Here is a 22,335-nt window from a genome sequence, read left to right as displayed (position 1 = left end):
AAATATAAAAAAGCCCCGCCATTTGCAGGGCTTTTTTTATGCTATGTTATCTTTCTTGTATGGTCAATTATCCCCGTCAGCAGGCGCAGTCGGCGATACGGAAGAACCGGGCCGCTGTTGAGGGGAATCTGCCGTCGTTTGTGGTGTATCATCCGTTTTCACCAGGCTGCTGTAGGCCATTTTGCCGGTGTAATAAAACAGGGCCGCCATCATCAGCATCATCAACAGGCCGGCGATAACGGACAGCAGCAGGGTCAGCCAGGGAGCAAAGCGGCTGCTGATACTGGCCAGTCCGGCCCATCCCGCCACGGTGAAAAAACCGAACAGGTTGCGCAGGGTAAAAAAACGGAAGCCGGCTACTTCATCCGGCATATCCATCACATCGCCGGTGGCGTCGTCGAGCGCTCCGCCGAAAAGGCTGAGGGTATTCTGAACAAGAAACAAGAGGGAGAAAAAAATGGCGATACACCAGTAGACTTTCTCAAAAACGGGGAGCGGACCAAACCAGTCCATCATGTTTAACAAACGGAACATACGAGGGATAGTACAAATTGAACCGTTAAGTTAACAAAAGTTTTGGAATGATGTTTCGCCGGTACTCGAAAAGCGTATCCAGTTTGCGCCGGACGAACATCGCATTGGCGAGGTCGCCCAGCATGCCCAGCGGAATGCGGTAATGCACGATGTCTGTCATTTCCACGCCGCCGGCCACCGGGTTGAAATGGTGCTGATGGTGCCAGAGGCTGTACGGGCCGTAACGCTGCTCGTCCACGAAAAATTCAAACGGCCGCACGTGTGTGATTTCCGTCATCCAGTACACGGGAATGCCCAGCACGGGTTTGATGCGGTATTCGATGATGAGGCCGGGGTAAATACGCCCTTCATCGGTTTCACTGGTCACGGTAAAGCCCATGGAAGGCGGGGTGATATGCTGGAGGTTGTTGGGATTGCTGAAATAATCCCAGGCCTGCTGCTGGCTCACAGGCAGTACCTGCGTGGCTTTGATGCGATAGGTGCGCGACATACATAAAAATAGTCAATTTCGGGAGATGCCGCGCTGCCGCTACAAAATTGGACCGGGCATCATCCATGTTACTCATACACAGCAGACGGACGGATACACCAGTTGGCAGCACATTATCGTAACCAGTCGGCCTTTAACATAGAAAACGCCCCGAACTGCCGAAGCAGCCGGGGCGTAACATTTACATTGTTCACTACAATACGGCGGATGTACGTTTCGACGGAAGGAGAGCGGCTGACCGGCGGTGTTCCGGTGCGGTTGCCTGGTTAAAAGCCGTTTTGCCATTGACCTTGAACAAACCCACCAGCTGCCCTTTCGGCAATTCTTTGGCGGAATAGAAAAATTGCAGGTCGCTTTGCTGCAGGTCCAGGATGTCCTTTACGGCGATGGTCATGCCGGACTGCCTGCTGCCCGGGGCATCGGGGAATTTCCATTCTTTGACGGCATTCCCTTTGGCATCTTTGACGGTGATCTTCCGGTCGTTGCCCAGCTTGCCGCAGTGGCTGAAGTGGAAAGTCAGTTTGTCGTTGACGTTCGCTTTGCCGAGCTGCAGATGTTCCAGGTTCAGCGGGTCCCATAGATTTTTCTCCAGGATGAGCTTGTTGTTCAGGTATACTTTAAAGTAGTCCCCGCCGGCATGCGCCCGGAAGGACAGTAGCGTGATGCAGAGCATCATGAAAACGGCAGATGTGATATGTTTCATATAAGTACGGTTTGTTGTCCGGTACAAAGCAAGGCAAAACCCTTCATGCGGAAGGTGCCTCCTTGATCAAACGCAGCCTTTTCTTGATGTTCCGCAGTTTTTATTTTGGAATGCTAAAAAGTCTAGTTATTTTGTAGACTAATATTCTAAAAATCATCATCATGCCAGACAAATCCTTACGTTTCGAAACACTGCAGGTGCATGCAGGTTATCAGCCGGATCCCACCACCAAAGCGGCCGCAGTGCCCATTTACCAGACCACTTCTTATACCTTTGACGATGCTTCACATGCCGCCGATCTTTTTCAGCTGAAGCAGTTCGGCAATATCTACACACGCATCATGAATCCCACCACCGACGTGTTCGAAAAACGGGTGGCGGCCCTGGAAGGCGGTGTGGGCGGCCTCGCCGTTGCATCCGGCCAGGCGGCGCAGTTCATCGCCCTGCACAACATTTTGCTGCCCGGCGATAATTTCGTCACGTCATCATACCTCTACGGGGGCACCTATAACCAGTTCAAGGTATCGTTCAAACGAATCGGGGTGGAGGCGCGGTTTGCGGACCTCGACAACCCGGCGAGCTTTGAAGAAAAGATCGATGACCGGACCAAAGCCATTTACGTGGAAACGATCGGCAACCCCGGTTTCGCCATCCCGGATTTTGAAAAGATCGCGGCGATCGCCAGAAAACACGACCTGCCGTTGGTGGTGGATAATACGTTCGGTGCGGCCGGTTACCTGTTCCGCCCCATCGAGCATGGCGCCAACATCGTGGTGCAGGCGGCCACCAAGTGGATCGGCGGGCACGGCAACAGCATCGGCGGTATGATCGTCGATGGGGGCAATTACAATTGGGGCAACGGCAAGTTCCCGCAGTTCTCCGAGCCGGACGAAGCCTATCACGGCATGAAATTCTGGGAGGTGTTCGGCGCGGCCAGTCCGTTCGGCAATATTGCCTACATCATCCGTGCAAGGGTAACCGGTTTGCGCAGCTGGGGGCCCGCACTGGCGCCGCAGAATTCATTCCTGTTCTTACAGGGACTGGAAACGCTGTCGCTGCGGGTGCAGCGCACGGTAGAGAATGCGCTGGCGCTCGCGCAATGGCTGCAGCAGCATCCCAAGGTGGAATCGGTGAACTATCCCGGCCTGCCCGGTAACAAATACCACGAGCTCGGTAAAAAGTACCTCAAACATGGTTTCGGCGGCGTATTGTCGTTCAAGATCAAGGGAGGAAAAGAGGCGGCCGACCAGCTCGTGCAGTCGTTGACGTTAATCTATCACCTGGCGAACGTGGGCGATTCGAAAACGCTGATCATTCACCCGGCCACTACCACGCACCAGCAACTGAGCGAGGAAGAGCAGAAGAAAGCAGGCGTGGAGCCCGGGCTGCTGCGGATTTCCCTGGGTATCGAGCACATCGACGATATCAAGGGCGACCTGGAACAGGCCTTCGGAAAAATATAAACTAAAAAGCCTGCGGGATGCCGCAGGCTTTTTAATATCTTCTTCGGGACGGGCACATTGTATTGTTCCCGCTTTGGAATCACCCCTTCATCCACACCACCTTCTGCTCCGGCGTATTCGCCTGCCCGATGATATCCCTGTACAGCGCAGGGTTCCTCGCTTTTTTATAGCGGTAGCCACCTGCCAGTGTCAGCTTTTCGGGCGTGATGGTGGCGATGGCATAATCGTTATCCAGTTTCCTGCATTCGGCAATGATGTCTCCGAAGGGATCCAGTATCATGGAGCAGCCGTTTTTGAGCTGGTCATCGTCCATGCCGATGGGGTTGGAGAACACGGCGTAGATCGCGTTGTCGTACGCCCGTGCGGGCAGCCACTTCATCAGCCACGCACGGCCCTTGAGACCGTCGAATTCCTGGCGCAGCGTGGTAGGGTCGGCATGCCTGTTTTCCCAGAGGGCCGGGTCTACAAAACCTGCGCCGGGGCGTGTGGACGGGGTGCACATGGTGACATGCGGCATAAAGATAATGTCCGCGCCCAGCAGGGTAGTGGCTCTTACGTTTTCGATGATATTGTTGTCGTAGCAGATGAGGATGCCGCATTTCCAGCCCAGCAGGTCGAATACCACGTACCGGTCGCCCGGCGTAAGGTATGGATTGATGAACGGGTGCAGTTTGCGGTATTTGGCGATGAGGCCGTTCCCGTCCACGCACACATAGGCTTTGTATAACCCGCCGGCGGCGTCTTTCTCAAACAGTCCCGCCAGTATCACGATGCCGGCTTCCCGGGCGATGGCGATCAGGGCCTGAATGCTCGGGCCGTCCGGGATTTCTTCTGCGAGGTCGAGCATCTGCGCTTTGTCGAGGTGCCGGGCAAATGTGTACCCGGTAATGGAACATTCATGGAAGGCGATTACGTCTGCGCCGTCCGCGGCGGCTTTTGTGGCGAGCTGGCGGATAACGGATAAATTATATGCTTTATCACCGCTGCTATTCTCAAATTGAGCGGTGGCGATCTGTAGTGTTTTCATCCCTGCAAGCTAAGAATTTTACCGTATTCGGCGAAGACGGGCCGGTGGGGCATACGGTTACTTTTTCCGTGCCGGCACGGAGCAGGCGTATCCCATCAGGGCCCGCTGAAAACAACCCGCCGGCGACCCGTCTTTTTCCCCCTTGCAATGCTCAAAAAAATTGTAATTTGGAAGGAGTTCCACAAAAATGAAAACATGAAACAATTATTTGCCCTTCTTATGTTCAGTTCCCTTTTTAATGTGGCCGCCGCCCAGTCGAAAGACGAAGCCGCCGTGGCCAAAGCCGTGGATGCGCTCCGCAAGGCGATGATAGATGCCGATAAAACGGGCCTCGAAAAAGTCACCGGCGCCACTCTCACGTATGGTCACTCCAACGGCCGCGTCGAAGACCGCGCTTCTTTCATCGGCAACTTTGTGAGCGGGCATTCCGATTTTGTGACGATGGACCTTTCCGCGCAAACCATCATCATCACCGGGCATACGGCGATCGTGCGGCATACGCTCAGCGCACAGACCAACGACGGCGGCAAGCCCGGCAACGTGAACCTGTACGTAATGCTCGTTTGGGGCAAAGAAAACGGACAGTGGAAACTGATCGGCCGCCAGGCTGTAAAAGTGCCGGTGCCTGCACCGTAACTTTTTTTTTGTCCTGGCATTGCAAACGTTTGCAAATCAAATTCCCGTATATGAAAACATGGATGATCTGTATGTTGTGCAGCGCGGCATCCTATGCGCAGGACACAACGGCCCCCAAACCTCCGCCCAAACCGCGCCCTGCCGCAAGAGCGGCGGTCCCTGATCATTTGCCGGGGAAAGGTATGGCGCAACACGACTTTCTTTTCAGCGGCCAGTGGGACACCCGGAAGGACTCCCAAACCGTCTATCTCATCAAAAAAGGAAAAATAGCCTGGCAATACGCCATTCCCATCAAAGACGAAGCTGGTCAGCTTAACGAGTACAGCGACATTCACCTGCTGCCCAACGGAAACGTAGTGTACGCCTATAAAACCGGAGCGGCGGAAGTGACGCCCGCCAAAAAAATCGTATGGGATTATAAATGTCCCGCCGGTACGGAATGCCATTCTGCACAACCTGTGGGTGCAGACAAAGTGCTCCTTTGCGTCAACGGTACGCCGGCCAAAGTATTGCTGGTAAACCGCCGCACGGGGAAAACAGAAATGGAGCAGGTAGTACCCACCGCGCGGCCGGACGATCCGAAGAGCGTGCACGGCCAGTTCCGGAACATCCGCATGACGAAGGCCGGCACTTACCTGCTGGCGCATCTGAACATGGGCAAAGTGGTGGAATACGACCGCAACTGGCAGCCTGTCTTTTCGGTAAACGCGCCCTCCGCCTGGGCCGCCCTGCGGCTCAGCAACGGTAATACGCTGATCAGCGGCAACCAGCACGGTTATGTGAAAGAAGTGAATGCAAAAGGAGAAACGGTATGGGAAGTGAATAAAGACGACCTGCCCGGGTTTCCGCTTTACACGGTGCACCAGGTCAGCCGGCTGAAGAACGGCAACACCGTGATCTGTAACTGGGGCGGTTTTCTGCGGAAAGAAGACTGGGATAAGGTGGTGCAGCTGATTGAAATAACGCCCGACAAAAAAGTGGTGTGGGCCCTGCATCAGTGGAAAGATCCCGACCTGGGGCCATCATCCTGCGTGCAGATACTCGACGTGCCGGAAGACCCACCGAGGTTCTGACGGCGCCGAACCGGCCCGTGCAGAACCGTTACTTTCATCTTCCCCTCGCCGCTGCCCGGAAAATGTATTATCTTTTCCCCGGAAAGGACAGCGGCCGTCATCTCCAAACAGCCGCCGCAACAACATCACTATATTCGTTTTGTTATGAAATGGGTCACCCGTCAGCGGCCTAAAATAGACAGGATTGCCTGTCCATGGCTTATTCTTCGCTTTATCGACGCACAGGCGGAAATACTGTTCGTGCCGGACAACGAAGTAACCGCCACCGCCCAGAAAGAAAACGCCATCCCGTTCGACGTCAGCGGCGTGGAATACAGTCATTACGACGATCGCTGCACCTTCGACTATTTCCTCAAAAAACACCAGCTCAAAGAGCCTGCCCTGCAAACGATGGCCGATATCGTGCGCGGCGCCGACACGGACCGGCACGATTTTGCACCTGAAGCTGCCGGTCTCTGGGCCATTGCGGCGGGCATGGCGTATAATATCCACGACGATCAGGCGCTGCTCACGCAGGGGCTCGTGATCTACGATGCGCTTTACAGCTGGGCCAAACACCTGCAGCACGAAAAACACACCCGCCAGTATTCGGAACAGGTGCTGATGGAAGTGTTCCACGATTTTATTTCACGGCGGTACAGCGACCGGCAGAAGCGGCCGGAATGGGTGAAAGAAATTGCCGCCATCATACAGGACCAGGTGGATACCAACCTCGCAATGAGCCTGAAAGAGATATCGGCGATGCTCGAAGTGAACCCCTCTTACCTGTCGCGCGAATTTTCCCGTTATTTCGACGACCTCACTTTCGGCGAATACATCCGCAAACAACGGATTGAAAAAGCGCAGAAGCTGATGGAAGCAGGCAAGTATACGCTTACTGAAATCGCTTACATGACTGGTTTTTCGGACCAGAGCCATTTTTCGCGGGTGTTCGGAAAGTTTACCGGCCAAACACCGACGGGCTACCTGAAAACCATCCAGGCGCGCAAACGGAGGGAGGGCGGGAACGGCTGAGCAGGTGCTGGTCGGCTATCTGCAGCTGGCCGTTGTATGTCAGCGTACCCGCGCAGCGCTGAACTGCGTATGCCCGTTACCGGGATATGAAATTTTCCCGCCCGGTTTCTTTTCCTGATTTTTTTGCCCTATCTTCCAATAACAAGACGTAACAGCCAGTCATTCCACTTTCAGCACGGTATTTCCCCATCGGCACAATCATCGAAAACCTGACGCAGCGCAATCCCACCCGGGCCAAAATTTCCACGGAATGATAAAGATTAACGAAGCATTACAGCCTCAGCAACTGGCGGCATCGCTGCAGCAATTCTGGCAACTGTCTGCCGCCAAGATCCACCACATCGAACAGCACTGCAATACGGCCAACGGCGCGCCCGTTTTCACACGCGAAGGGAAATACACCACCCGCGGCTGGACGGAGTGGACGCAGGGTTTTCAGTACGGCTCGGCGATCCTGCAGTTCGACGCCACCGACGACGGGGAATTCCTGCAGGCCGGCCGGAGCAAAACCACGGCCTTCATGGCGCCGCACCTCAGCCATACCGGCGTGCACGATCATGGTTTCAACAACGTGAGTACTTACGGCAACCTGCTGCGCCTCATGAAAGAGGGACGCATCCCGCACAGCGAATGGGAGCAGCGGTATTACGAACTGGCGCTGAAAGTGTCCGGCGCGGTGCAGGCCGCACGGTGGACGCCCGTTAAAGACGGCGGTTACATCTATTCTTTCAACGGCCCGCATTCGCTGTTTGTAGATACCATCCGTTCGTGCCGCATCCTGATGCTCAGCGATGCCCTCGGCCATGTGCTGCAGGGCGAGAACGACGTGCGCATCAACCTGAAAGCCCGTGCGCTGCAGCACATGCAGTCCACCGCCCGTTTTAATATCTACTATGGCGAAAGCCGCGACGCTTATGATACATTGCCGGGCAGAACGGCGCATGAATGCATCTTCAATACCAACGACGGTCAATTCCGCGCGCCCAATGCGCAACAGGGTTATTCCGGTTTCAGCACCTGGACGCGCGGCCTCGCCTGGGCCATGCTGGGCTTTGCCGAAGAGCTGGAGTTTCTGTCGGGCAGGGCGGAGCAGGCGGAACTGGCCTGGATGGAAAAAGCGGCCCGCGCCACCTGCGAGTTTTATATGCAGCAAACACCCACCGACGGTGTGCCTTATTGGGATACCGGTGCGCCGGGCCTGGCGCATCTGGGGGATTATCTCGACCGTCCTGCCGATCCTTTCAACGCCTTTGAGCCGGTGGACAGTTCGGCAGCCGCCATCGCGGCGCAGGGCCTCATCCGCTTCGGCAAATATCTCGGCGGGGAGAGCGGGCGGCGGTATATGCAGGCTGGCCTCACCGTACTGCAAACGCTTTTAGAGCCCCCGTATCTCAGTACGGACCCGAACCATGAAGGACTGCTGCTGCATACCATCTATCACCGGCCTAACGGCTGGGACTATACGCCGCCGGGCAGCAAGGTGCCCTGCGGGGAATCCTGCATGTGGGGCGATTATCACATCCGCGAGCTGGCCCTGCTGGTGCAGCGGATGATCACCGGCGAACCTTATTACACCTTCTTCAACTGTGTGTTATGAGTGGTACTGATTTGTCCAGGTTATGCGTGCATACCATCACCACCAAACCGTTATCTATCGAAGAAGCGGCGGTGGCCTACAACGGCGAGGGCATCAGCGGCATCACCGTCTGGCGCGATGCACTGGCCGGCCGCGACATCCGGGCCACGGGGCGGATGCTGCGGGATGAAGGGCTCGAGATCGTATCGTTGTGCCGCGGCGGTTTTTTCCCTCATGCCGCCTCCGCCGGCAGGGCGGAGGCGGTGGAAGACAATCTCCGCGCGATTGCCGAAGCGGCCGCATTGGGCGCTCCCTTGTTGGTACTTGTGTGCGGCGCGGCGGCGGGCCTGCCGCTGGAAACCTCGCGCAAACAGATACTCGACGGCATAGCCGCCATAGAGCCCGCCGCCAGGGCGGCGGGCGTGCAACTGGCCATTGAGCCGCTGCACCCGATGTATGCCGATACACGCTCGGCGATCAACACCCTGGCGCAGGCCAACGATATGGCTGAAGCGCTGAACTCGCCATGGGTGGGCGTGGCGGTGGACGTGTATCATCTCTGGTGGGATCCCATGCTCGAACAGGAGATCATGCGCTGCGGGCGCAACGGGCATTTGCTGGCTTTTCACATTTGCGACTGGCGCGTGCCTACGCGCGACCTGCTGCTCGACCGCGGCCTGATGGGAGAGGGCTGCATTCCCGTGCGGCAGATACGCGAATGGGTGGAAGCAGCCGGGTTTAAAGGGTTCCACGAAGTGGAGATCTTTTCCACCGAATATTGGGCCGGCAACCAGCAGCAGTTCCTGCAAAAAATCAAACAGGCATATCTACATCATTCCTGAAAAACAACAAGATGGCAGACGAACAAAAAAAGGTACACCGTATCGGTATCATCATGAACGGCGTAACGGGCAGAATGGGCACCAACCAGCACCTGCTGCGATCCATCGTGCCTATCATCCAGCAGGGCGGGGTGAAGATCAGCGACACGGAATATATCATGCCCGAGCCCGTACTGGTAGGCCGCAACCATACCCGCCTGCAGCAGCTGGCGGAAAAGAGCGGCATCGGCGCTTTTACGACCGATCTTAAAGGCGTGCTGAGCGACCCGGCTTACACGATCTATTTCGACGCGCAGACCACCGGCCGCCGCGCCCAGAGCATCCGGCAGGCCGTAGCAGTGGGCAAACATATTTACTGCGAGAAACCGGTAGCCTCGGAAACGGCCGTGGCGCTGGAGCTGCACCGGCTCTGCGAACAGGCGGGCGTCAAACACGGCGTGGTGCAGGACAAACTCTGGCTGCCGGGCCTCATGAAATTAAAACGGTTGATGCAGCAGGGCTTTTTCGGCCGCATCCTGTCTGTCAAAGGCGAATTCGGTTACTGGGTGTTCGAAGGCCATTCCATTCCCGCGCAACGTCCGTCGTGGAATTACCGGAAAGAAGACGAAGGCGGCATCATCCTCGATATGCTTTGCCACTGGCGGTACGTGCTCGATAACCTGTTCGGCGCCGTGAAGGCGGTGAGCTGCCTCGGCGCCACGCACATCCCCGAACGGATCGACGAACAGGGTAACCCATATGCCTGCACGGCGGACGATGCGGCGTACGCCACGTTTGAACTGGAGGGCGGCATTATCGCGCATTTCAATTCATCATGGACCACCCGCGTGCGCCGCGACGACCTGCTCACCCTGCAGGTAGACGGCACGCACGGCTCCGCGGTGGCGGGTTTGCGGGAGTGTTACACCCAGCATTACGGCAACACGCCCAAACCCGTCTGGAACCCGGATATCGAACAACCCGTCAGATTCTTCGACGGCTGGGCGAAGGTGCCCGACCAGGAAACATACGACAATGCTTTCAAGGCCCAGTGGGAACTGTTCCTGCGGCATGTCGTGAAAAACGATCCCTTTCCCTGGGACCTCAAAGAAGGCGCGAAGGGCGTACAGCTGGCCGAAAAAGGCCTTGAAAGCTGGGCCAAACGTTGCTGGATAAACGTAGACCCGTTATGAAAAAAGTAGCACTTATCACCGGCGGCAGCCGCGGCATCGGCCTGGGCATCGCTGAAATGCTGGCGCAGAGAGGATTCCGGCTGGCCATCAACGGCGTGCGCGAACCCGCGGAAGTGATGGATACCATCGCCATGCTGCAGCGCTACGGCACGGATGTGATCTATTGCCAGGCCGACGTATCCGATGCGCGCCAGCGGGAACGCATGCTGGAACAGGTGCAGGCGCACTACGGCGCGTTGCACGTGCTCGTCAACAACGCCGGTGTGGCGCCGAAAGAACGGAAAGACGTGCTGGAAATGCCCGAAGAAAGTTACGACCGCGTGATGGGCATGAACCTGAAAGGCCCGTTTTTCCTCGCGCAGGCGGTGGCCAACTGGATGCTCCGCCAGCAGCAGGCCGCCCCGGATTTCAGCGGCTGCATCATCAACGTATCTTCCATCTCCGCCACCGTAGCTTCCGTGAACCGCGGGGAATACTGCATATCGAAAGCGGGCCTCAGCATGGTGACGCAGCTGCTGGCCGTGCGCCTCGGCGCATACGGCATCCCCGTGTACGAAGTGCGCCCCGGCATCATCGCTACGGATATGACCACCGGCGTGAAAGAAAAATACGATCAGCTCATCAGCCAGGGGCTGCTCGTACAGGCCAGGTGGGGCACGCCCGAAGACGTGGGCAAAGCGGTGGCCCTGCTGGCAGCCGGCGAGCTGGCCTATTCCACCGGCCAGGTGATCATGGTCGACGGCGGTTTCTCCATTCCGAGATTATAACCCTTAACAGCACATCATGCCCGACAACAATTCCACGATGAAAGAACTGCTCCGCCTCCCTGTACTGGTAGCCGCTTTCGGGTACCTGGTGGACATGTACGACCTTTTCCTGTTCAGTGTGGTGAGAGTGCCCAGCCTGCAATCGCTCGGCCTCAAAGACGATGCGCTGCTGCACGAAGGTGCGCTGCTGCTTAATATGCAGATGGCGGGCCTGCTCATCGGCGGCATCATCTGGGGCGTGCTGGGCGACAAGAAAGGACGCCTCTCCGTGCTGTTCGGCTCCATCCTCATTTATTCCCTCGCCAACATCGCCAACGGGTTCGTGCAAACCGTGCCGCAATACGCCGTGATGCGTTTCATTGCCGGCATCGGGCTGGCGGGCGAACTGGGCGCAGGCGTTACGCTGGTAACGGAAGTGCTGCCCAAACGCATCCGCGGCTACGGCACCACCCTGGTGGCCACGCTGGGCGTAGTCGGGGCCATCATGGCGTATTTCATGGCCGACCTCTTCCAGTGGCGCATTTCCTATTTTATCGGCGGCGGGCTCGGCCTGTTGCTGCTTGTGCTGCGCATGAAGGTGATGGAATCCGGCATCTATGAAAAAACAAAACTGCAGCAGGTGCGGCGCGGCAACTTCCTTTCGCTTTTCTCGGGCCGGCGCTTGTTCCGTTACCTGCAATGCATCGCCATCGGCTTACCTATCTGGTTCGTGGTGGGCATCCTCATTACCTTTTCCCCGGAATTCGGGAAGGCGATGCAGCTCAACGCCCCGGTGGTGGCGGGTAAAGCGGTGATGCTGGCATTTGCGGGGCAGGTGTTCGGCGATATTGCCAGCGGCCTGCTCAGCCAGTGGGTACAGAGCCGGAAGAAGATCATCTTCCTGTTCATCCTGCTGTCGCTGACCATGATCCTGATTTATCTGCTGCTGCCGTTCAGGGAGGTGCAGACCTTCTACATCGTCTGCGTGCTGCTGGGATTTGCGAACGGTTACTGGGCATTGTTCGTTACGGTGGCGGCGGAACTGTTCGGCACCAACCTGCGCGCCACGGTGGCCACCACCGTGCCCAATTTCGTGCGGGGCGCGGTGATTCCCCTGACCATGCTGTTCCTTTATCTCAAACCGCACTGGGGCGTGCTGCACAGCGCGGGCGCGGTGGGCGCGCTGACGATCGCCATCGCATTGCTGGCGCTGCGCCGGCTCGATGAAACCTTTTCAAAAGATATGGACTATACGGAGTAGGCTTTGTCCGCAACCGGACAAACCTGTGCAAAAGCGGACAATATCGGGAGTTTGACGACATTGATAATGAGTGTGTTATGCGCCTTAAACGCTGTGGCATCAAACTTGCCCTGGCTGCTGCATCATTGTTAGCGAAATTTAACAGCCCTTCCGGTACCCCTAAGATTGCTACCACATCCGGAAGGAACGAATTGTAACCACGCTTCGCGCGTGGTTTTTTCTTTTGCGGCTACTCCTGCTTCGACAGTTTCCCGTTTTTGCGGGTGGCGTTGATTTTCTCCACCACTTCCGTTTCGCGGAAGGGTTTGAGGATGTAGCTGGTGAAACCGGAGCGCATGTAGAGGTCGAGCTCTTCTTTCACGGCATTGCCGGTAATGGCGATAATGGGCGTGCCGGCTTTGATGGTATCGGGGAGGCGGCGGATGTGCCGCACCATTTCGAGGCCGTCCATTTCGGGCATGGCAATGTCTGTGAACACGATATCGAAATGCTGTTCTTTCATCATTTGCAGCCCTTCTATGCCATTGGTGGCGGTGGCGTAGGCGATGTTGAGGCGTTCGAGAATGATCTCCAGCAGCCGCCTGTTAAGCAGGTTGTCTTCCACGATGAGCGCCCTTGAAATGTGTGGTGGCGCGGCAGGTACGGTGGGAGCAGGGATGGTTGCCTGAACGGGCGTTAAAACGGCGGTTTTGTAAGGCAGCGTTACACGGAAGGTGGAGCCTTCGCCGGGCTTGCTGTCTACCTGTACCGTTCCGTGATGCAGGTCCACAATTTTTTTCACGATGGCCAGGCCCAGGCCCGAGCCTTTCGGCGCGCCGGGCTCCGCGTTCACCACCGGCAACTGGGTGTATTCCTCGAAAATTTGTTTCAGTTGCTGGCCGGACATGCCGATGCCGGAATCTTTTACCGCCACTTCCAGTATGCGGCGGCCGTTCTGTGAAAACAACACGGCGTCGATCAGCACCGAACCGCCGACAGGGGTGAATTTCACGGCGTTGCTCACCAGGTTCACCAGCACCTGCTTCAGGCGGAAAGCGTCGCCTTCCACCATTTCGCCGCCGGCAAACCCGAACCGTTCGCGCAGTTCGATGTTTTTCTGTTCCGCCTGCACCTGCATGCCTTTGGACACTTCTTCCACCACCTGCCGCGGGGAAAAAGGAACGGCTTCGAGCTGGAGTTTGCCTTCCTCGAGTTTCGAAAAATCAAGCACGTTGTTCACCACGCTCAGCAGCATGCTCGATGAAAGCTGGATGGCGTCTACCATCTCTTCCTGCTCGCCCTGCAGCGCCGTGTTTTTCAGCTGCTCCGTAAACCCGATCACCGAGCTGAGCGGGGTGCGTATTTCGTGGCTCATGTTGGATACGAAATCGCTTTTCAGTTTGGAGAAACGCAGCGCTTCGAGGCGCGCTACGTTCAGCCGCGCACTGATCCGGTAGCTGCTATAAATCAATGCCAGTACGAGCGCCAGCAGCAGCACGATGAGCACGGTGCCGCCCAGCGTGTCGCGGTTCCATCTTGCCAGCAGAATGCCGATATCGGCGGCCTGTGCCTGCTGGCGCTGGGCGAGGGCTTCGGTTTCGTCGTGTTTCAGCGCCTGCAGGTCGGTCTGCAATGTTTTCAGCATGCGGTCGTTGGCCGCCACCATTTCATATTCGTGGCGGTTGAGGTTGGCCTGCCCGGCGCTGACTTTCCGGAACAAATCCGTGTAATAGGCATGGATCTTCTGCAGTTGCTGTTCGTTGTATTGTTTGCTGCGCGCATCGCTGACGGTGGTTTTGACGATGCTGGTGCTGGCCGCCGAATCCGTGGCGGCATTGTTTTTATTCGCCACCGCGTCGGCGATGCGGCCGAAGAGTTTCTTCTTTTTACCGGCCCTGGTAGCCGTGTAGCTGTTCCGGATCGTATCTACCTGCACGTGGTGTTTGAAGGGCATGGCGGTAAGGGGCCGCAGGAGGTTCCGCTCCCGCGTGGTGTCCCAGCCGGCAGTCATGGCAATGAGCGAATCGGTGGAGCGTTTGATGCGGATGAAGATGTCGCTCCGGGCTCTTTTCGTGGCGAGCAGCTTGCCCAGTCCCGCTTCCCTTTGCTGATGCTGCTCCAGCGAATCGAGGTCGGCGGACACGTTGCGCAGCGCATCGCTGTAACGGGCAAAATAAGCGTTCTGGTAGGTAAGGGTAAAAAAACGGAAGTGATTTTCCGCGGCGTACATGTTCTGGATGGCGTCGCCTATCCAGTCTTTCTGCTGGCGTGTTTCAGCCAGTTCTTCAACGGCTGCGTGCAGTTTTTTGTATTGCTGCTGCTGGAAAAAACGGATAAGCAATATCGCGGTAAGTGCGGTGATCAACAAAGCAAGCAAAGCATAACGGAAGAGGAGCGCACGGTTTCCTTTTCTCTTGTTTCCGGGAGTTTGCGGTGAATGCTGCATAAGCTGGGTATAGATGAAGGTCTGCTTAGATATCAACTACAGACGGTGTAAAAAATGTTAACGGCAGACGGTCGGTTATTAACAACTGGTATAAAAAAAGAGTGCAGGAGCGGGGCCCCTGCACTGGAAGATTATTTTCCTTTCCGTTCCGACTGAAGCCGGTAGTTCTGGATGTCCCGGTCAAACAGGTAGAGGCCGCTTTTGTCTTCCCCGATCAGCTCCAGCTTCTCGTTGAGCGTGCGGGCCAGCCTTTCTTCTTCGATCTGCTCGGATACGTACCATTGCAGGAAGTTGTGGGTGGCGTAATCCTTTTCCTGCAGCGCCATGTGCACCAGGTCGTTAATGCTTTCAGACACTTTTATTTCGTGGGCGAGGAATTCCTCGAACACTCTTTTCAGCGATACGAAAGTGATGATGGGTTGCCCCAGGTGCGGCACTATGCCGAAACCGCCGCGTTCGTTCACAAACTTGATCAGCTTGAGCATATGTACCCTTTCCTCGTCGGACTGCACATAAAAGAACTCGGATACCCCCTGCAAGCCGGGTTGGATATCGGCCCAGGATGCCATGGCGAGGTAAGCCTGGGAAGAGGCTGCTTCGAGGGCAACCTGTGCGTTCAGCGCTTCTTGGATTGTTTTACTTAGCATAGTAGGAATATCTTGTTGATTAAATATACAAATTATAAGGCAAGATGCCTGCTGGTAATGGAGTCCCCGAAAAAAATACCGGCCTGGCGGTCGAACGTTTCCGTATCGTCGGTGGTATAAAACGTTCTGCCGCCGCCCGTGCTGCATTTCGCCTGCATTTCGGGGTGGCGCCGCAGGTAACCGGCCAGGCTTTTGGCCAGCAGTTCGCCCTGGGATAGCAGGGTGATGCCGGGGGGAAGATGTTCCTGTATCTTGTCCGCCAGCAGGGGATAGTGCGTACAGCCCAGCACGATGGTATCGATATCGCCCGACTGCACGAGCAACTGGCGGATGTATTTGTTAATGAAATAATCCGCGCCCTCGCTGTTGTATTCATTGTTTTCCACCAGGGGCACCCACATGGGGCAGGCCTGCTGGAATACCTGTACGTCGGGGAAAAACTTTTCTATTTCGATCGGGTAACTCTGTGAATTGACGGTGCCGCTGGTGCCGAAGATGCCTACCTGCCGGCTGCGGGTATGGTTGCCCACGATTTCAGTGGTAGGCCGGATGATGCCGAGCACGCGCCGCTCGGGGTCGATCTTCGGCAGGTCGTTTTGCTGGATGGTGCGCAGCGCCTTGGCCGATGCCGTGTTGCAGGCCAGCACCACCAGGTGGCAGCCCATCCGGAAAAGGTGCTGCACACATTCAAGCGTGTAATGGTAAACGGTTTCGAACGACCGGATGCCGTAAGGAGCACGGCCATTGTCTCCAAGGTAGATGTAGTCGTACTGCGGTAATTCCTTGACAATTTCTTTCAGTACTGTTAACCCGCCATAGCCCGAATCGAATACGCCTATTGGTCCCTGTTGCCTGTTCATGGCCCGCAAATTACGCAATTTTCAGGCAACGGCTGCCGGGGATTTGGCCGCCGCCACGCTCTTTATCTTCCACAAACAGATGAGCGTATAAAAGCAGGAGAGGAAGCAAAGATGGTACAGCGCGGGCAACCGGTCGGTGATATGCGCGCCCTGCTGTACGATGCCCTGGTAGAGCTGCAGGAAGGGCGTGATGGGCAACAGTGCGCCCGCGGCCTTCAACCCGTCTGGCAACTGCTGGATGGGCCAGGTATAACCCGTAATGAGGAAAATAGGATAGGTGCTGAACGCCAGCAATTGGGTGCAGAGCAACTGGGAACGGAACAGCAGGCCGGTAAAGATGCCCATCGGTATTAACGAAAACAGGAAGAGGGCCGTTACCAGCGCCAGTTCCCAGGCGTTGCCGAGCAGCTGCAGGTCGAGCACACCGAAATTCACGGTGAGGAAAAAGAACGCATAACAACAGAAGAGGATAAAATAAAAAAGGCCTTTGCCCCAGAGGGCGGTAGAAAGATTGTCGCCCGCCAGCCGCATCCATTCGCCCACGCGGTGATGCTGCCGCTCAGCGGCCGTGCCGCCGGCCAGCCCGAGCAGCAATGTTTGCTGGAGTATCATGGCCAGCAGGCCGGGCAATAAAAACGTGCCGTAGTCCACGCGGTTGTTGAAAAGCGGCCGCGCATCCGGTTTCACGGCCATCACTTCGCGCCCGGATATTTCGGTGTTCATGCCTTCCGATTTCTGCAGGTATTGCAAGCGTACCCCCGCGCCCACGGTGAGCCCCACCTGCGTGATGGTGCCCAGCACATCGCTCGACGGCAGGAAACGCGCGGCGTTGAGCGCCAGCACCATGTTGGCCTGTTGCAGCGACAGCACCTTTTTTTCAAGGCCCTTCTGCAGGTAAAGGAAACCCTGCGTATGGCCGTGGTACATCTGTTCTTTCGCGGCTTCGAGGGTGGTGACGGCGATGACCTGCACCATCTGCGTGTTGTTGATCTGTTCGATAAGGGTGCGCGACAAACCGGTACGGTCTTCGTCCACCACGCAAATCGGCACTTCTTCCTCCGTTTTGTATGAATAGATGCTGCCGTAGAAAAACGCATAGAGCAGCGGCGCAATCAGCAGCGTGAGCAGCAGGCTGTGGTCTTTGGCCACCAGCGCCGTTTCCCGCAGCAGCAGGCGGAATGGTTTATATCCTGGCTGTTGCGGCATACCTGTTGAGTTTAACCTGTAAAAACAATACGGACACGAAAAAAGTACACCCGATAAAAAGCAGCAGCTTCGTGATTTCCGGCATCGCATACCGCAGCGGCAGTTCCATGAAATACACTTTAAAGAACGCGTCGAGGAAAGGGGTGTAAGGCATCAGGCTCGCGTAATACTGGTCGAACCAGGGCATGGCCCAGCGGGGGAAGGTAAACCCGCTGAACACAAAGGCCGGCGAGGTATAAAACAGTCCCGCGTCGAGCGCCAGCATCACATCGGTGGCGATCACCGAGATCATCAGCCCGATGCCGGTGCAGGCCAGTGTGAGCAGGTTGAACAGTACGAACAGCTGCCAGTTGGTGCCGGGGTGCTGTAAGGAAAAGAACGGGAAAATGATGCCGGCCACCAGCACGAAGTTCACCCAGCCCACACTCAGGTGCGCCAGGGTTTTGCCGGTGATGATCACGCCGGCATGGTTGCCGGCCATGAGCCGCAAGGCGTCCATCGTACCTTCTTTCCATTCCATATTGATCATCAGCACGGCCACCATGATGATCATCATTTGCAGCGCCACGGTAATGAGGCCGGGCACGAGGTAATGCTGGTAGTTGTAGGTAGGGTTGTACATCGGGTACACGGTGAGGTTCACCGGCATAATGAGGCTCATGGCCTTTCCCGCGGGCATGCCGGTTTTCATGAACTTCTGCAGGTTCACGCCCGATGCGGCGGTAATGAGCACGGTGGTGGCGTCTTTATTGATGAGCTTGCCGGGCACGAGGGAGGCGGCGTTGGTGTAGATGGGCACTTTCACGGGGTGCCTGCTTTTGATGTCGCGCTCCATGCCCTTGGGGAAATGAATGGCGCCGATGATCTTCTGCTGCTGCATGAGCGACTCGAGTTCGTCCTGGCTGCCGACGCTTTCGGTGATGTGGATGCTGGCCGTTTGTTCGAGCAGAAACGTGATCTGCCGCGATACGGCGGTGCGGTCTTCGTCCCAGATAGCCACGGGCAGGTCTTCGGCCTGCTGCCTGTCGTAGATGTACGCATAAAAGAAAAAGAGCAGCGGCGGCAATACGAGCAGCACCAGGCAATGGTCCGGGCGGGTGAGAATGCGTTGCCATTCCCTGAGGGCGATCTGGAAGATTGCTTTGATCATGGCATTATCAGCGCGGCGGTCATGCCCGGCCGCAACCCGTTTATGGCGGCCACGTCGGCCGGTTTACATTCTATCGTGAAAGTGCGCAGCTCGAATTTCCCTTTTTCTTTCACCGGCACCCAGTTGGCGAATTCGAGAGAAGGGGCCACGGACGATACATACACCTCGAAGGTTTCCGGTTGGCAACCCGGCACGCGCACTTTGGTTTTGGTACCGAGCGGCAAAGCCCCGGCCGCATCCTGCCGGATGTTGAACCGGATGAAATACGACAGCGGTTTTTGCAGCGTCATCATAGGGTAGCCGATGCTCACGATCTCGCCCTGGTGGATCACCAGCGAAGAAATGATGCCGGCGGCAGGGGAGTGGATGCGGGTATTATCTGTCAGTGCCTTCGTGAGGGCATAGCCTTCTTCAGCCTGTTTCAGGATGGCGGTGGCGGTCTGTATGATCTCGGGCTGCGTGCCCTTCTCCAGCATTTCCTGGTTGAGGCGGGCGATTTCCATTTCTTTCCGGGCGGCCTGGAATTTAAAATAGATCAGGTCTTTTTCCGTTCCGGAAATCACACTGTCGTTATACAACCGCTCCATGCGCTGGTAGGTTTTCTGCGCGAGGTTGTACTGCTCCTGCGCGATGCTGTAGAGGTTGCCGGCGTTTTTGATGATCTCCGGCCGCGCGCCTTTTTCCAGCAGCTTCACCTGCGAGGAGGCGGCTTCAATGGCGGCTTCGGCCTGGCGGCGGATGGCGTTGATCTCGGTGGTGCGCAGCACGCCCAGCAGCTGTCCTTCTTTCACCGTATCGCCCTGCGATACCAGCAGCGAATCGAGGCGGCCGGGGAATTCGGCGGCCACGTCCACATACTCCGCGTCCACCATACCGATCACGGTATTGTCCGCCGCACCCGTTCCCCGCATGAGGAAAAGCAGCGCAATCAGCAAAATGATCACCGGGATCAGCAGCGCCCAGTATTGTGTAAAGAATCTTTTCATTGTAGGAGGGTCGTGATTTGCCGGGGCGTGCCCAGGATGTTATAATATTCCGCCGCTGCCAGCATGTAGCCGAACAGCGCGGCGTAATAAGCCTTGCCGATTTCTTCTTCGAGCAGCAGCGATTCGTTCACGTCTTTGACGGACGACAGCTGGTTGGCCAGCCTTTCCTGCACCTGCGCGGTGGTGAGCGTCGCCTGGTCGCGCGCCTGTGCGAGCGACTGCAGGTCCCGTTCCAGCACCGTCACTTTATTGCGCACCACGGTGGCGCCGGCTTCGAGCAGGGAGCGCGTATTGTCCGACGCGAGCTTCACTTCTTCCACGAGCAGTTTGCTGGCCCGTACGCGCTTCTGGTTGGAGAAGCCGCTGAAGAGCGTCCATTGCATTTCAACGCCCACCATCCACGGCGGCGTGATCACCGGCAGGTCGCGCTGATAGAGATTGAGGGTGGCGATGCCGAATATGTTGGGCAGGTTGAGCGAGCGGGTAGCCTTCACCGTAGTTTCGGCCAGCGCGGTTTTACTGTCCACCGCCTTCCAGGCGGGGTTGCCTTTCCAGAATTCCACGGGCGTGGCCGTATTGGGCAGGGAGCGGTACCGCAGCGTATCGGTGATGGTGAGCACGGTATCCTGCGGCAATTGCAGCAGGCGCTTCAGTTCCACGAGCGCGTTTTCTTTTTCGAGCGCCATGTTCTGCTGGCGGCTGCGGGCGTAGGTGAGCGCCACGGTGGCCCAGTTGCGCTGGTACGGCGGGATGATCTCGTTGCTCACCAGCGAAGCCGCATACCGCTCGTTGCGCTCCATGGCGGTAACGATGCGGCCCTGCGACTGCAGCACGGCATTGTAGTACAGGATACGGATGTACGCCGCCGCCAGCGCGAAGTCGGTTTGTTTTTCCACCAGCTCCACGTTCACGATGCCGCTCTGGTATTCCGCGGATGCGATGTTACGGGCCGTGGCGAGCTTGCCGCCGAGGTAAATCGGCTGCCGCAGCCCCAGCGCGGCCGTGAAATAACTTTGTTTGCTCAGCGGCGGGTTGTAATTGGGATACACCGTTCCGATGATGTTTTTCGAGGTGTTGTAAATGCCGTCCTGCACCGGTTGCGGCAGGTTGTTGCCGGTGATTTCCTTATACACCGTGTTGGCGCTGGATACGGCCTGCTGCGAAGAACCTTCCACGATACCGTCTTTCACCTGCTGCAGGTTTATTTCGAGCGGCTGGCCCAGGTAGTTGTAGCCCGCCAGTAAATCGATTTTCGGGAAGTACGTGGCTTCTTCGGCTTTGAGGTGCTGCTGCCGCGCATCGAGCGAACGGCGGGCCTGCTCCACGGCGATGTTCTGCTGGCGGGCCAGCCGGAAACACTCTTCCAGTGTGAGCTCGCGCTGCTGCGCGGTCACCATGCCGGGTGACGCGGACAATATGCACAGGAGGGCCGTAATAATACTTGCGGATGGATTCATACTCTGGATATTAACACCCGCGCCCTTTTTTTGTTCGTGGCAAATCACATATTTATGTGGGCGAAAGCACCATACGAAATGGATAATTTTGCAGATAACCCCAAGGATATGAGAAATGTATTATGCTGGCTGGCATTCGCCACCATGATGGGCGGCACCGCCTGTAAAAAAGACAACAAAACGGTATGCCCACCCGCAACCGAGCCGCTTACCGGCATATGGGTAGGGAAGTACGGCATCCGCTCCATTAACGAGCCCGGCGACACGGGTTTTCTCACGCCCATGCACACCTACACGATGATATTTCATCCCAACGGCACAATGGTCGTGTACGACGGTGATGAAAGTTCGCCATTGCTGGCCAATGGTGTTTACAGTTTGAAAAAAGGAAAGTTCTACGGTCAGTATGCGTACTTCCGCGGCGGCAGCGGTGAATACTCTTTAAATGCGCAGTTGCTGAAGCCGGACAGTCTTGCCGGTACATGGCATATCGGTTATGGCGGGCCAACCGGTGGCAGCTTCTGGTTGAAGAAGAAGTGAGGGAGTTACCCTTGCCATGACCTTCAATAATTTTATGCGTGTTAGATGTAATTTCCGTCGTTCATGCTGTCACCAATACGCTATCGTGCCGGAGGCGCTGATGATCATCGGCTATCCGGTCTTTATTCTCCCGCCGGTTCGTGCCCACCAACATTCCGCCTGCAATAACATAATACGTCCGTCCATCCACCAGAAGCTCGAATACTTTTTCATCGTATTGGAGCAGCCTTTTGTCGGTGTTCTCGGGAAGCAAATCCGCTGAAACCTCCCTGATGGCGATATCCGGTAAAGAAGCAGGAACATTTATATAGCTGACGGACAGGAATTCAATGTCGATGTTAAACGACGTATCTTCCGAATAACCATTGAGATCAGGAAACAACATGTTGCTGCGTATCAGCAGGGTATTATGGCTTACCGTATAAGACCATATTCTGAAGTTTCTTCGGGAAGGCTAGAGCATAGGAACAATTTAAACGGGAAATTTAATAAAAAAGGGGCCAACCATCATTACAATCGGTTCGGCC

General features: G+C 56.5%; 22 protein-coding genes. 10 read left to right on the top strand and 12 right to left on the bottom strand.

The window, feature by feature from the left end; genetic code table 11:
* Positions 1-63: 63 nt before the first annotated feature.
* The 3 genes from EGT74_RS16175 to EGT74_RS16165 form a co-directional block, all read right to left on the bottom strand.
* Positions 64-516 carry a hypothetical protein gene (locus EGT74_RS16175; protein WP_123847618.1) on the bottom strand — a complete coding sequence of 151 codons (453 nt, stop codon included), beginning with the start codon at positions 514-516 and terminating at the stop codon, positions 64-66.
* A 43-nt stretch (positions 517-559) separates the two neighbouring features.
* A complete protein-coding gene (locus EGT74_RS16170; RefSeq protein ID WP_123847617.1) occupies positions 560-1,024 on the bottom strand; it encodes an SRPBCC family protein in 465 nt (154 codons plus the stop codon).
* 193 nt (positions 1,025-1,217) lie between these two features.
* The gene (locus EGT74_RS16165) at positions 1,218-1,727 is read right to left on the bottom strand and encodes a hypothetical protein (RefSeq protein WP_123847616.1); all 510 of its coding nucleotides are present in this window, start codon (positions 1,725-1,727) and stop codon (positions 1,218-1,220) included.
* A 161-nt stretch (positions 1,728-1,888) separates the two neighbouring features.
* Here EGT74_RS16165 and EGT74_RS16160 point away from each other — a divergent pair, with 161 nt between their 5' ends.
* Positions 1,889-3,190, top strand: a complete 1,302-nt coding sequence (locus EGT74_RS16160) for an O-acetylhomoserine aminocarboxypropyltransferase/cysteine synthase family protein (RefSeq protein WP_123847615.1) — start codon at positions 1,889-1,891, stop codon at positions 3,188-3,190.
* Between the two features lie 79 nt (positions 3,191-3,269).
* Here the strand turns inward: EGT74_RS16160 and EGT74_RS16155 are convergent, their stop codons facing one another.
* Positions 3,270-4,217: a nitrilase family protein gene (locus EGT74_RS16155; protein WP_123847614.1), complete on the bottom strand. Its 948-nt coding sequence runs from the start codon at positions 4,215-4,217 to the stop codon at positions 3,270-3,272.
* A gap of 195 nt (positions 4,218-4,412) precedes the next feature.
* Here EGT74_RS16155 and EGT74_RS16150 point away from each other — a divergent pair, with 195 nt between their 5' ends.
* From EGT74_RS16150 to EGT74_RS16115, 8 genes are all read left to right on the top strand, one after another.
* A complete protein-coding gene (locus EGT74_RS16150) occupies positions 4,413-4,853 on the top strand; it encodes a nuclear transport factor 2 family protein (RefSeq protein WP_123847613.1) in 441 nt (146 codons plus the stop codon).
* A 50-nt stretch (positions 4,854-4,903) separates the two neighbouring features.
* Complete coding sequence (locus EGT74_RS16145) at positions 4,904-5,926, top strand: beta-propeller domain-containing protein (protein ID WP_123847612.1); 1,023 nt, start codon at positions 4,904-4,906, stop codon at positions 5,924-5,926.
* Between the two features lie 144 nt (positions 5,927-6,070).
* Positions 6,071-6,940, top strand: a complete 870-nt coding sequence (locus tag EGT74_RS16140; protein ID WP_123847611.1) for a chromate resistance protein ChrB domain-containing protein — start codon at positions 6,071-6,073, stop codon at positions 6,938-6,940.
* A gap of 250 nt (positions 6,941-7,190) precedes the next feature.
* Entirely contained in the window at positions 7,191-8,537 is a 1,347-nt protein-coding gene (locus EGT74_RS16135; RefSeq protein WP_123847610.1) for a glycoside hydrolase family 88 protein, read from the top strand.
* Complete coding sequence (locus EGT74_RS16130) at positions 8,534-9,358, top strand: sugar phosphate isomerase/epimerase family protein (protein WP_123847609.1); 825 nt, start codon at positions 8,534-8,536, stop codon at positions 9,356-9,358. The genes EGT74_RS16135 and EGT74_RS16130 overlap by 4 nt, the downstream gene beginning before the upstream one ends.
* An 11-nt stretch (positions 9,359-9,369) precedes the next feature.
* Entirely contained in the window at positions 9,370-10,530 is a 1,161-nt protein-coding gene (locus EGT74_RS16125) for a Gfo/Idh/MocA family protein (RefSeq protein ID WP_220392891.1), read from the top strand.
* Complete coding sequence (locus EGT74_RS16120) at positions 10,527-11,297, top strand: 3-ketoacyl-ACP reductase (RefSeq protein ID WP_123847608.1); 771 nt, start codon at positions 10,527-10,529, stop codon at positions 11,295-11,297. Before EGT74_RS16125 ends, EGT74_RS16120 begins: the two co-directional genes overlap by 4 nt.
* A gap of 16 nt (positions 11,298-11,313) precedes the next feature.
* Positions 11,314-12,537, top strand: coding sequence for an MFS transporter (locus tag EGT74_RS16115; protein ID WP_123847607.1), 1,224 nt, complete (start codon positions 11,314-11,316; stop codon positions 12,535-12,537).
* Between the two features lie 229 nt (positions 12,538-12,766).
* Here EGT74_RS16115 and EGT74_RS16110 read toward each other — a convergent pair whose 3' ends face one another.
* The 7 genes from EGT74_RS16110 to EGT74_RS16080 form a co-directional block, all read right to left on the bottom strand.
* Positions 12,767-14,884 carry an ATP-binding protein gene (locus EGT74_RS16110; protein ID WP_158618181.1) on the bottom strand — a complete coding sequence of 706 codons (2,118 nt, stop codon included), beginning with the start codon at positions 14,882-14,884 and terminating at the stop codon, positions 12,767-12,769.
* 209 nt (positions 14,885-15,093) lie between these two features.
* Positions 15,094-15,609: a ferritin gene (locus EGT74_RS16105; RefSeq protein WP_123847605.1), complete on the bottom strand. Its 516-nt coding sequence runs from the start codon at positions 15,607-15,609 to the stop codon at positions 15,094-15,096.
* 32 nt (positions 15,610-15,641) lie between these two features.
* The gene (gene murI, locus EGT74_RS16100) at positions 15,642-16,469 is read right to left on the bottom strand and encodes a glutamate racemase (RefSeq protein WP_123847604.1); all 828 of its coding nucleotides are present in this window, start codon (positions 16,467-16,469) and stop codon (positions 15,642-15,644) included.
* Between the two features lie 21 nt (positions 16,470-16,490).
* Positions 16,491-17,675 carry an ABC transporter permease gene (locus tag EGT74_RS16095; RefSeq protein WP_123847603.1) on the bottom strand — a complete coding sequence of 395 codons (1,185 nt, stop codon included), beginning with the start codon at positions 17,673-17,675 and terminating at the stop codon, positions 16,491-16,493.
* Positions 17,653-18,825: an ABC transporter permease gene (locus EGT74_RS16090; protein ID WP_123847602.1), complete on the bottom strand. Its 1,173-nt coding sequence runs from the start codon at positions 18,823-18,825 to the stop codon at positions 17,653-17,655. Before EGT74_RS16090 ends, EGT74_RS16095 begins: the two co-directional genes overlap by 23 nt.
* Entirely contained in the window at positions 18,822-19,811 is a 990-nt protein-coding gene (locus tag EGT74_RS16085) for an HlyD family secretion protein (protein ID WP_123847601.1), read from the bottom strand. Before EGT74_RS16085 ends, EGT74_RS16090 begins: the two co-directional genes overlap by 4 nt.
* On the bottom strand, positions 19,808-21,268 hold the full coding sequence (locus tag EGT74_RS16080; protein WP_220392890.1) for a TolC family protein: 1,461 nt from the start codon (positions 21,266-21,268) through the stop codon (positions 19,808-19,810). The genes EGT74_RS16085 and EGT74_RS16080 overlap by 4 nt, the downstream gene beginning before the upstream one ends.
* A gap of 108 nt (positions 21,269-21,376) precedes the next feature.
* Between EGT74_RS16080 and EGT74_RS16075 the strand changes: the two genes are divergently transcribed.
* Positions 21,377-21,808 carry a hypothetical protein gene (locus EGT74_RS16075; RefSeq protein ID WP_123847600.1) on the top strand — a complete coding sequence of 144 codons (432 nt, stop codon included), beginning with the start codon at positions 21,377-21,379 and terminating at the stop codon, positions 21,806-21,808.
* Between the two features lie 61 nt (positions 21,809-21,869).
* Here EGT74_RS16075 and EGT74_RS16070 read toward each other — a convergent pair whose 3' ends face one another.
* Entirely contained in the window at positions 21,870-22,193 is a 324-nt protein-coding gene (locus EGT74_RS16070; protein WP_123847599.1) for a hypothetical protein, read from the bottom strand.
* Between the last annotated feature and the right edge of the window lie 142 nt (positions 22,194-22,335).

Origin of the sequence: Chitinophaga lutea (assembly GCF_003813775.1) — a bacterium.
GTDB lineage: Bacteria > Bacteroidota > Bacteroidia > Chitinophagales > Chitinophagaceae > Chitinophaga > Chitinophaga lutea.
Note: the sequence above shows the minus strand (reverse complement) of the source record. Positions and strands in the feature narration are given on the sequence as shown.

Coding starts and splice junctions, on each gene's coding strand:
- EGT74_RS16175 (WP_123847618.1), bottom strand. CDS start 516: ATGATGGACTGGTTTGGTCCGCTCCCCGTTTTTGAGAAAGTCTACTGG.
- EGT74_RS16170 (WP_123847617.1), bottom strand. CDS start 1,024: ATGTCGCGCACCTATCGCATCAAAGCCACGCAGGTACTGCCTGTGAGC.
- EGT74_RS16165 (WP_123847616.1), bottom strand. CDS start 1,727: ATGAAACATATCACATCTGCCGTTTTCATGATGCTCTGCATCACGCTA.
- EGT74_RS16160 (WP_123847615.1), top strand. CDS start 1,889: ATGCCAGACAAATCCTTACGTTTCGAAACACTGCAGGTGCATGCAGGT.
- EGT74_RS16155 (WP_123847614.1), bottom strand. CDS start 4,217: ATGAAAACACTACAGATCGCCACCGCTCAATTTGAGAATAGCAGCGGT.
- EGT74_RS16150 (WP_123847613.1), top strand. CDS start 4,413: ATGAAACAATTATTTGCCCTTCTTATGTTCAGTTCCCTTTTTAATGTG.
- EGT74_RS16145 (WP_123847612.1), top strand. CDS start 4,904: ATGAAAACATGGATGATCTGTATGTTGTGCAGCGCGGCATCCTATGCG.
- EGT74_RS16140 (WP_123847611.1), top strand. CDS start 6,071: ATGAAATGGGTCACCCGTCAGCGGCCTAAAATAGACAGGATTGCCTGT.
- EGT74_RS16135 (WP_123847610.1), top strand. CDS start 7,191: ATGATAAAGATTAACGAAGCATTACAGCCTCAGCAACTGGCGGCATCG.
- EGT74_RS16130 (WP_123847609.1), top strand. CDS start 8,534: ATGAGTGGTACTGATTTGTCCAGGTTATGCGTGCATACCATCACCACC.
- EGT74_RS16125 (WP_220392891.1), top strand. CDS start 9,370: ATGGCAGACGAACAAAAAAAGGTACACCGTATCGGTATCATCATGAAC.
- EGT74_RS16120 (WP_123847608.1), top strand. CDS start 10,527: ATGAAAAAAGTAGCACTTATCACCGGCGGCAGCCGCGGCATCGGCCTG.
- EGT74_RS16115 (WP_123847607.1), top strand. CDS start 11,314: ATGCCCGACAACAATTCCACGATGAAAGAACTGCTCCGCCTCCCTGTA.
- EGT74_RS16105 (WP_123847605.1), bottom strand. CDS start 15,609: ATGCTAAGTAAAACAATCCAAGAAGCGCTGAACGCACAGGTTGCCCTC.
- murI (WP_123847604.1), bottom strand. CDS start 16,469: ATGAACAGGCAACAGGGACCAATAGGCGTATTCGATTCGGGCTATGGC.
- EGT74_RS16095 (WP_123847603.1), bottom strand. CDS start 17,675: ATGCCGCAACAGCCAGGATATAAACCATTCCGCCTGCTGCTGCGGGAA.
- EGT74_RS16090 (WP_123847602.1), bottom strand. CDS start 18,825: ATGATCAAAGCAATCTTCCAGATCGCCCTCAGGGAATGGCAACGCATT.
- EGT74_RS16085 (WP_123847601.1), bottom strand. CDS start 19,811: ATGAAAAGATTCTTTACACAATACTGGGCGCTGCTGATCCCGGTGATC.
- EGT74_RS16080 (WP_220392890.1), bottom strand. CDS start 21,268: ATGAATCCATCCGCAAGTATTATTACGGCCCTCCTGTGCATATTGTCC.
- EGT74_RS16075 (WP_123847600.1), top strand. CDS start 21,377: ATGAGAAATGTATTATGCTGGCTGGCATTCGCCACCATGATGGGCGGC.
- EGT74_RS16070 (WP_123847599.1), bottom strand. CDS start 22,193: ATGTTGTTTCCTGATCTCAATGGTTATTCGGAAGATACGTCGTTTAAC.